Source organism: Salinispora cortesiana (assembly GCF_000484695.1).
Classification (GTDB): domain Bacteria; phylum Actinomycetota; class Actinomycetes; order Mycobacteriales; family Micromonosporaceae; genus Micromonospora; species Micromonospora cortesiana.
The window spans coordinates 82,156-90,912 of sequence record NZ_AXVR01000016.1; the positions used below are offsets into that span (position 1 = coordinate 82,156).

Here is an 8,757-nt window from a genome sequence, read left to right on the forward strand (position 1 = left end):
GTATCCCGCAGGCGTGGCGGGGAGGTGTGGTGACCTGCGTGAGAACCGTGACCTTCGGCGTCGCCGAAGGGCGGAGATTGGCGTCACCCGTGCGAGACTAGGTAACCATGAGCGACCCACGGATCACCCCGTCGATCTTTACCCGCGGCGCGGTAGACCTCAGCGCGCTGCGCACCCCCGCACCCTCCCCGGCCCCCGCGCCTGCCCAGACCGGCCCGTCCGATGGCGGCGCCGGGAGTACTGCCACCGTCATTGATGTCACCGAGGCGACCTTCCAGGCCGAGGTCCTCGAACGGTCGCTCAGCACACCGGTGGTCGTCGACTTCTGGGCCGAGTGGTGCGAACCCTGTAAGCAGCTCTCGCCGGTGCTCGAGCGGCTCGCCGTCGAGGGCGGCGGCGCCTGGGTGCTGGCCAAGGTCGACGTGGACGCCAACCCCCGGCTGGCGCAGATGTTCCGGGTGCAGGGCATTCCGATGGTCTACGCGGTGGTCGGTGGCCAGCCGGTTGACGCGTTCTCCGGGGTGGTGCCCGAGGCGCAGCTGCGGCAGTGGATCCAGGCGGTTCTCAAGGCTGGTGGCGCGAGCGTGGCCGAGACGGCCGACCCACGGTTGGACGAGGCCGACGAGTCGCTGCTCAACGGCGACCTGGACGCGGCGGAGCAGGCGTACCGCAAGATCCTGGCCGAGGTGCCGTCGGACGCCGCGGCGGAGGCGGGGCTGGCCCAGGTCGGACTGGCCCGTCGGGTCGCCGGTTCCGACCCGCAGGCGGTGCTCGCCGCGGCGGCCGCAGCCACCGACGACCTCGACGCCCAGCTGCTCGCCGCCGATGTCGAGGTGCTTGGCGGGATGGCGGAGCAGGCCTACGAACGTCTGGTCGGGCTGGTTCGTCGCACCGCTGGTGAGGACCGCGAGAAGGTGCGTCAGCACCTAGTCGGCCTCTTCACCATTGCCGGCCCCGACGATTCCGCGGTGGCGCTGGCCCGTCGGGCACTGGCCAGCGCCCTGTTCTGATCCAGTCACGTCGGCGCGGGCCGGTTGCCGACCGGCCCGCACGAGCTTGAGGACGGGAGCCCATGATGCGCCGGATCGCCGTCCTCGACGCGCCCACCAACCTCGGGCTGCGTCCGCCCACCGCCACCTCGGTGCCGGGCTGCGGCAAGGCTCCTGGTGCCCTGCGTGACCAGGGCCTGCTCGGCCGGCTCCGCGCCCGGGACGCCGGCTGCCTGACCCCGTCCCGGTACGACCCGGGCGACTGGCGACCCGGTGATGGCGTATGTCACGCGTATGAGATAGCCAACTACTCGGTGGCGCTCGCCGACCGGATTGGCGCAGTCATCGACCGAGGTGAGTTTCCGTTGGTGCTCGGCGGGGACTGCTCGGTCGTGCTCGGCTCGGCGCTGGCCATGCACCGGCTCGGTGCGGCGGTGGGTGGTCGGGTCGGGCTCGTCTTCGTGGACGGGCATTCGGATTTCCGGCACCCCGGCAACGCCTCGTACGTGGGCGCGGCGGCCGGTGAGGGGCTGGCCCTGGTCACCGGTCGCGGTCAGCTCGACCTGACCGCGATTGAGGGCCGGCGGCCGTATTTTCGGGACATCGACGTGGTGGTGCTGGGCATCCGGGCGCAGGACGACTATCGGCTCGACCTCCAGGCCGCTGGGATCACCACCCGACCGGTTCCGGCGCTGCGCGCGGAGGGTGCGGCCCGGACCGCGCAGTGGGCGCACGACCAGCTCACCCACTGCGCGGGTTACTGGCTGCATGTTGACGTGGACGTGCTGGACCCGGCCGTGATGCCCGCCGTTGATGCTCCCGACCCGGGCGGAATCGCCTTTGCCGAACTGGAGAGTCTGCTCGCCGGCCTGGTCGACACCCCGCACTGTCTGGGTGTTGAGCTGACCGTTTTTGATCCGGACTACGACCCGGACGGGTCGTACGCCGCCGAGATCGTTAACACCCTGGTCGGGGGCCTCCGCCCGGTCACTGCGTCGGGATCGGTCCCACCTCGGCTGCCGACCGCTGCCCCGCTGCGCCGGGGAGCGGAGCGCCGCCGGAGCCCGGAGCAGCCGGTCCTCCTCGTCAACCAGGGTGGGCCGGTCGGTGTGGAGCCGTCCCCGGAGCCGCCGACCGGTGCGGGGGCGCCCGCCGATCCGGCGGCACCGGCGGAGGCCCGACTCCCGGCGACCCGGAGGCGACCAGTCAGCTGACGCCGGTTGGTCGCCTCGACACCCCCAGATTGCTGGCCTTTCTGCACCGTAATACAGCTGTATCGGCTGGTTTGTCCCTGGCCGTAGGCCGAGACGCCGAAGACGGGCCGCGACCGGGTGATGAACATCCGGAGGCGGGGTAAACCAGGTGGGTCGACCCCTATCGCAGTAGGTGAAAGACGGCAGTCCCGAACCGGACGTCCGGATGATGGTCCGCCGACCAAGGCGCGGATAGGCAGGGCCTAGGCTGGGCGCAGAGTGACCCACGACGCGGTGGGTCGAGGGGAGTGGCACCGATGGACCGGCGTCCGGCTACCAAACCGGGACCCGACCTCCGGCAGGTTGATACCGGCCGGGACGACAACTTCGATTCGGCGACCGATTCCGACGGGTTCGGTGACGTCGAGACTGGTGTGACCGGCCTGACCGGTTCGAGCATCGACTCGATCTACGACTTGGGCCTGCCCGCCGACGCATTGGGGGACGACGCCGAGGATTCGGACCTCGATGAGACGGTACCCAACGCGGAGCGCCTAGTGGCGCAGGCGATCGCGCTCGCCGGCGACGACCACGACGCGGCGTCGCTGGTTCGCCGCTACTGGCGGTTCGCACCAGATGAGGAGCTGATCGGCTTCACCGCCGAGGAGATGCTCGACTCCGTACGTACCCACCGGGAACTGGCCGAGCAGCGGGTACCGGGCGAACTCAGACTGCGCATCCAGGAGCCGGATGCCGACCAGCACCACTCGGTGGTCGAGATCGTCACCGACGACATGCCCTTCCTGGTGGACTCGGTCACCGCCCTGCTCAATTCGCATCACCTGGATGTGCACCTACTGGTCCATCCGTTGCTGGTGATTCGGCGCGAGCCGCTGGGCCGGCTGATCGAGGTGGCCGCCGATGTGGAGCCCGACGAGGTGACCACCGGTGGCCTGATCGAGAGCTGGATGCGGATCGAGATCGACCCGGTCCGGGACGCGGCGGACCGGGACAACCTGCGTCGGGAGCTGCAACGGGTGCTCACCGACGTGCGGGAGGCGGTCGAGGACTGGCCCAGGATGCGCCAGCAGGCGCTGACGCTCGCCGACGAGCTGGCCGCCGCGCGGAACAGCGATAGCCGGCCGCCGGTGCCGGAGAAGGACATCACCGACTCGGTCGAGCTGCTGCGCTGGCTCGCCCACGACCACTTCACCTTCCTCGGCTACCGGGAGTATCGCCTGGTGGACGCCGAGGGGGAGGCGGGCGGTAAGGCCCTGCGCGCGGTGCTCGGCACCGGCCTCGGGATCCTGCGCTCGGACTCCACGGAGTCCCGCGCGTTGTCGTCGATGACGCCCGAGGCGCACGAGCGGGTCACCGAGAAGCGCCTGCTGGTCATCACCAAGGCGAACTCACGGGCTACCGTGCACCGATCCGCGTACCTGGACTACATCGGCTTCAAGGTGTTCGACGAGGCCGGCGAGGTGGTCGGGGAACGTCGGTTCATCGGTCTGTTCGCCACCGCCGCATACCGCACCAGCGTGCAGGAGCTGCCGGTGGTACGGCGCAAGGTGGCGGAGGTGGTCGACCGGTCCGGTCTGAGCCTGCGCAGCCACTCCGGCAAGGATCTACTCCAGATCCTGGAGACCTATCCGCGCGACGAGCTGTTCCAGATCAAGACCGATGACCTGTACCACGCGGTGATCGGTGTGCTGCGGATGGCTGGCCGCCGGCAACTGCGGGTGTTCCTGCGCCGGGATGCGTATGGACGCTTCATCTCCTGCCTGATCTATCTGCCGCGGGACCGGTTCACCACCCAGAATCGGCTGCGGATGCAGGACATCCTGCTGCGGGAGCTGAATGGGGTCGGGGTCGACTACACCACCCGGGTTACCGAGTCGATGCTGGCCCGGGTGCACTTCATCGTGCGTACCGACCCGACCAAGCCGCCGGGGGACATCGACGCCGACCTGCTCGCCGAGGAGTTGGCCGACGCCACCCGACTCTGGGACGACGACTACCGGCTGGTGCTGGAGCGCAAGCTCGGCGACGAGCAGGCCAAGCACCTATTCTCCCGGTACGCCGACGCCTTCCCGGAGGGCTACAAGGACGGGCACACGCCGTACGAGGCGATGAAAGACCTGGCGAAGCTGGAGCTGCTGGAGGAGCCCGGCCAGCTGGAGATGCACCTGTTCCGGAAGCAGCTGGCGCCTCGTGCGGCGAGTCGGGTGGCCGGCGGCGACGAGTCGATGGACGTCCGGTTCAAGGTCTACCGCTACGGCGAGCCAATGATGCTCTCGGCGGTGCTGCCGGTGCTGCACTCGCTCGGGGTGAAGGCGGTTGACGAGCACCCGTACGAGGTAGAGCGCATTGACGGCCGGATCTGGCTGTACGACTTTGGCCTGCGGTTGCCGGAGGGGCACCAGGAGTTGGCCGAGGTGCGCCCGCACGTGGAGAACGCCTTCGCGGCGGCGTGGCGGGGCGAGGCCGAGGTGGACGGCTTCAACGCGCTGGTCCTGCGCGCCGGCCTCACCTGGCGGCAGGTGGTCGTGTTGCGGGCGTACGCCAAGTACCTGCGGCAGGCGGGCACGGTCTTCTCCCAGGACTACATGGAGTCGACGTTTATCGCGTATCCGCGGATCGCGGCCCTGCTGGTGCGGCTCTTCGAGGCCCGGTTCGCGCCGGGCTCAACGAGCGCCGAGCAGCGTCAGCAGCAGAGCAGGGAACTGGTCGCCGAGCTGCGTGCCGCCCTCGACGACGTGGCCAGCCTCGACCAGGACCGAATCCTCCGGTCGTACCTGACTCTGATCCAGGCCACCCTGCGGACGAGCTTCTACCAGAAGCGCGTCGACGGGCGGCCGAAGCCGTATGTTGCCCTGAAGCTGGATCCGCAGGCGGTGCCGGATCTGCCGGCGCCGCGGCCCCGGTTTGAGATTTTCGTGTACTCGCCCCGGTTCGAGGGTGTGCACCTGCGCTTCGGGCCAGTGGCCCGGGGCGGGCTGCGCTGGTCCGACCGGCGGGAGGACTTCCGCACCGAGGTACTCGGTCTGGTCAAGGCGCAGATGGTGAAGAACGCCGTGATCGTCCCGGTCGGTGCCAAGGGTGGCTTCGTGCTCAAGCAGAAGCCGGGTGACCGGGACGAAGCCGTGGCCTGCTACAAGGAGTTCATCGCCGCGCTGTTGGACGCCACCGACAACATCGTCAGCGGCGAGATCGTGCCGCCGCCGGATGTGGTTCGCCACGACGGGGACGACCCGTACATGGTTGTCGCGGCGGACAAGGGGACCGCCACCTTCTCCGACATCGCCAACGAGATCTCCACGGCCCACAACTTCTGGCTGGGCGACGCGTTCGCCTCCGGCGGATCGGCGGGCTACGACCACAAGAAGATGGGGATCACCGCCCGCGGCGCCTGGGAGTCGGTGAAACGGCACTTCCGCGAGTTGGGGCACGACACCCAGACCCAGGAATTCACGGTGGTCGGCGTCGGCGACATGTCCGGTGACGTCTTCGGCAACGGGATGCTGCTGTCCCGGCACATCCGGCTGGTGGCCGCCTTCGACCACCGGCACATCTTCCTCGATCCGTTTCCGGACGCCGCCACCTCCTGGGTGGAGCGGAAGCGGTTGTTCGACCTGTCTCGGTCGACGTGGGAGGAGTACAACCCGGAGTTGATCTCCGAGGGGGGAGGCGTGTTCCTCCGTACCGCGAAGTCGGTGCCGATCTCGCCTCAGGTACGGGCGGCGCTCGGTATCGAGGACGGCGTGTCGCAGCTCAGCCCGCAGGAGTTGATGAAGGCGATCCTCACCGCCTCGGTCGACCTGTTCTGGAACGGCGGCATCGGCACCTACATCAAGGCCTCGAGTCAGACCAACGTCGAGGTGGGGGACAAGTCCAACGACGCGATCCGGGTCGACGGCAAGGACCTGCGCTGCCGGGTCGTCGGTGAGGGGGGCAACCTGGGCTGCACCCAGCTCGGCCGGATCGAGTACGCCGAGGCCGGCGGTCGGATCTACACCGACTTCATCGACAACGCGGCCGGGGTGGACTGCTCGGACCACGAGGTGAATATCAAGATCCTGCTGAACACGGCGGTCGCCGACGGGGAGCTGACCGTTGGGGAGCGGGACGAGTTGCTCGCCGAGATGACCGACGAGGTCGCCGAGTTGGTGCTGCGGGACAACTACGACCAGGCACGGGCGATCAGCAACGCACAGGCCCAGGCACCGTCGCTGTTGCCGGTGCACCGGCGGATGATCGTTGATCTGGAGCGCTCCGGTGCCCTGGACCGGGCGCTGGAGGCGCTGCCGCCGGACGAGGAGCTGGCCGTCCGGATGGAGTCCGGGATGACCGCGCCGGAGTTCGCGGTGCTTCTCGCGTACGTCAAGATCGTGCTCGAGAAGGAGATCCTGGCGGAAGGCCTGGCTGACGAGGAGTGGACGACTGAGCTGTTGGTCAACTACTTCCCCACGCCGATGCGGGAGCGGTTCGCCGAGCGGATGTCCCGCCACCGGTTGCGCCGGGACATCGTCACCACCATGTTGGTGAACGAGACGATCAACCGGGGCGGTATCTCGTTCGTCTACCGGGTGGTCGAGGAGACCGGGGCGAGCGCCGCCGACGTGCTCCGCGCGTACGTGGTGGTCCGCGAGGTGTTCGGGCTGCGCGGGATCTGGAACGCCGTCGAGGAGCTGGACAATCGGGTCGCCCCTGACCTGCAGACCGACGTATACCTGGACTTCCGGCGCCTGCTGGACCGGGCGGTGCGGTGGCTGGTGACCAACCGCCGCTCTCCGATCGATGTGCCGGCGGAGGTCGCGCGGCTGCGCGACGGAGTCGCCCACCTCCTACCGCGGATGGAGACGCTCTTCTACGGCAGCGAGCGGGAGGCAATCGCGGCGCACATCGAGTCGATGGTCGCCAAGGGGCTGCCGCGGGACCTGGCGCAGCAGACGGTCCGGTTGATATACAGTTTCGGCTTGCTCGATGTCGTCGAGACTGCGGCGAGCAGTGGGCGGGACGTGTCCGAAGTCGCATCGGTCTACTTCGTCCTGTCGGACCGCTTCCGGGTGGACTCGCTGCTGTCGAAGATCTCGCTACTACCGCGAGAGGACCGGTGGCAAACACTAGCCCGGATGGCGCTGCGGTACGACCTGTATGCCGCGCTCGCTGCGTTGACCACCGAGGTGCTGGGGGGTACCCCGGGCAACCTGCCACCGGTGGAGCGGGTGCAGCAGTGGGAGCAGTCGAACGCTACCTCGATCCACCGTGCACAGCGGGCGATGGGGGAGTTCGACGAGTCCCGGGCCGACCTGGCCGCCCTGTCGGTGCTGCTGCGTCAGATCCGAACCCTGGTGCGGACCTCGGCGGCGTCCTGACCCGCGGGGTGTCCCGGCGGCCGGGCCTCGGCCGCCGGGACCTCCGACCCCTGGGTCATTGGGCCTGGGTGGCGAAGACGACGATGTTGTCCGGGTAGCTGCCGGCCGCCTCGTCGAAGACACCACCACAGGTCACCACCCGTAGTCCGATCTGGTCCGTGGAGCCGTAGACCAGTTCGGCTGGGAAATCGTTCTTTGGATAGGTTTTCACCGACTCGACGGTGAAGTCGACCTGTTCGCCGTCCTCCCGGGCCACTCCAACCGTGTCGCCCGGTCGCAACTCACCGAGGGAGAAGAAGACCGCGGGTCCGAGCTCTGCCGAGTCGACGTGTCCGACAATGACGGCGTTACCGACTTCGCCGGGGCTCGCTCCCGGCTCGTACCAGCCGGCCAGCTGTGCCTGATCGAGCGGGGGCACCTCGACTGTCCCATCCGGATTGGTACCGATCTTCATGATCGATGCGTCGACACCGATCTTGGGGATGACGATCTGGTTGGGAGCGGAGCGGGGGCGGCCGGAGGGGGCAGGCCGGGCGGCGTCCGGGCCGGTGGCCGCTGCCCCGACGGGAGAGTCGGCCAGCGCGGGAGGCTGCGGGGGGCGGGCCGATGGGCTCTCCGTAAACGATGCCCCGATCAGGCCGAAGCCGGCCAGGGCGAGCAGGACGACGACGACGGGGCCGGCGGCACGCCACGGAAGTCCGTGACGGCCACCGGCCCGGGTCGTCGTCCCCTCAGACCAGGGAACCATCGGTACGACGCCGCAGCAGCACCAGACCGCCCAGGGCGGCCGCGCCGAGCAGGCCAGCCCCACCGACGGCCAGGCCCCGGTTGTCGCCGGCACTCATGCCGCCGTCACCGCCGTCAACCCCGCCCCGCGGCAGCACAACGAGTTCACCCTCGCCGCACGAGCCTTTGAGCTTGTAGGTGCCCGGCTTGGCGTGCTTGTCCACCTCGGCTTCGCCGTAGTAGACGTAGTCCCGCTTGTGCTCCCAGCGGTCCCCGCCCCGGTCGTCGCCGTGCCGGTCGTCGTGCCGGCCGTCGCGGTCGTCATCGTTCCAGCCGCCGCGGCCTTCGGACTCCCAGTCGTCCTTGTGGTCGCGGCCCTTGTCGTCCCAGTCGTCCTTGTGGTCGCGGCCGTCGGAGTCCCAGCCGTTCTTGTGGTCGTAGTCGTCCTTGTGGTCGCGGCCGTCGGAGTCCCAG

Annotated in this window: 4 protein-coding genes and 1 pseudogene; 3 read left to right on the forward strand and 2 right to left on the reverse strand. The window is 69.1% G+C overall.

The features are described from left to right. The first annotated feature begins 107 nt into the window (after positions 1-107). The 3 genes from K228_RS0110205 to K228_RS0110215 all read left to right on the forward strand — a co-directional run bounded on the left by K228_RS0110205 (position 108) and on the right by K228_RS0110215 (position 7,557). Complete coding sequence (locus tag K228_RS0110205) at positions 108-1,010, forward strand: tetratricopeptide repeat protein (RefSeq protein WP_025618358.1); 903 nt, start codon at positions 108-110, stop codon at positions 1,008-1,010. Between the two features lie 62 nt (positions 1,011-1,072). Beyond that, positions 1,073-2,203, forward strand: coding sequence for an arginase family protein (locus K228_RS0110210; protein WP_025618359.1), 1,131 nt, complete (start codon positions 1,073-1,075; stop codon positions 2,201-2,203). Between the two features lie 296 nt (positions 2,204-2,499). After that, a complete protein-coding gene (locus K228_RS0110215; RefSeq protein ID WP_025618360.1) occupies positions 2,500-7,557 on the forward strand; it encodes an NAD-glutamate dehydrogenase in 5,058 nt (1,685 codons plus the stop codon). Positions 7,558-7,612: 55 nt separating this feature from the next. On the opposite strand, the gene K228_RS0110220 is transcribed toward K228_RS0110215, so the two are convergent. Continuing rightward, on the reverse strand, positions 7,613-8,305 hold the full coding sequence (locus tag K228_RS0110220) for a class F sortase (RefSeq protein ID WP_025618361.1): 693 nt from the start codon (positions 8,303-8,305) through the stop codon (positions 7,613-7,615). Then, a pseudogene (locus K228_RS28795) lies at positions 8,289-8,757 on the reverse strand (hypothetical protein); the annotation flags it as partial. The gene K228_RS0110220 and the pseudogene K228_RS28795, both read right to left, overlap by 17 nt.